Consider the following 935-nt stretch of genomic DNA (forward strand, 5'->3'; position numbering starts at 1 on the left):
CGGCCGGCGAGCGCGAGCGCTCGGTGGTGCATGCGTTCGTGGTCGCCGACGAGGGGGCTGACGTGGATCCGGCCGGGGTGCTGTCCCGCGTGGCCGGGCTCCTTCCCTCCTACTTCGTCCCCCATGACGTGACGGTCCTAGACGAGTGGCCCTTGAGCGCGAACGGGAAGGTCGATCGAAAGGCCTTGGCCGGCATGGCCCCCGAAGCGGCCCCGTCCGCATCCTCCCTGTCCGAACCGGCCACCGAAGCGGAGCGCGCCGTGGCGTCGGTGTGGGAGGAGCTGCTCGATGCGGGGCCCGTCGGAAGGGAGTCGAACTTCTTCGAGCTGGGCGGCGACAGCCTCATGGCATCACGAGTCATCGGCAGAGTGCGGGCACTCGGATACGAGGATGCTCGCCTTCAGCTTCTTTTTGATACGGAAAATCTAAGTGAGTTTTGCAAGACGCTCAGGAAAAGAGAAGCTCCCCCAAAGCAGGAAGCTCTCATTGAGGTAGATCCGTCAAAAGAATACGAGAGTTTTCCTTTGACGGAAATACAACACGCTTATCTGGTGAGCCGCGGAGACTCATCCAGCCAAGCCACCGTTGGCACAACCTACTGCCAGATATTCGCAGTAGACGAAATCGATCTTGATCGGCTTGATGCTGCATGGGGCAAAGTGCAGAAGAGACACGGAATGATGAGAGCATCGGTCGAAGAAGACGGAACTCAATCCATTGCACCGTCTTCCAAAATCGGACACATAGAGCGAGCTGAATGCGCAAATAGCTCTGAAGCAAAGCAGCAACTCGAAGAGATTAAACGTACTGTATTCGCATTGGCAAAACCCCCTCTTCATCGCGTGGTCTCAATTTCTTGGCATGAAGAATCAGGAAAGCAAACTCGACTTGTATTCTGCTTCGACTATACGGTGCTTGACGCACTTAGCGTTATG

At 56.8% G+C, this 935-nt stretch carries 1 protein-coding gene; it reads left to right on the forward strand.

Annotated features, from left to right (window positions below):
* The coding region (locus HMPREF1023_RS07035) for a phosphopantetheine-binding protein (protein ID WP_035578689.1) at nt 1–935 on the forward strand (935 nt) is incomplete at both ends.

Source organism: Eggerthella sp. 1_3_56FAA (assembly GCF_000185625.1).
In the GTDB taxonomy this organism is placed as follows: domain Bacteria; phylum Actinomycetota; class Coriobacteriia; order Coriobacteriales; family Eggerthellaceae; genus Eggerthella; species Eggerthella lenta.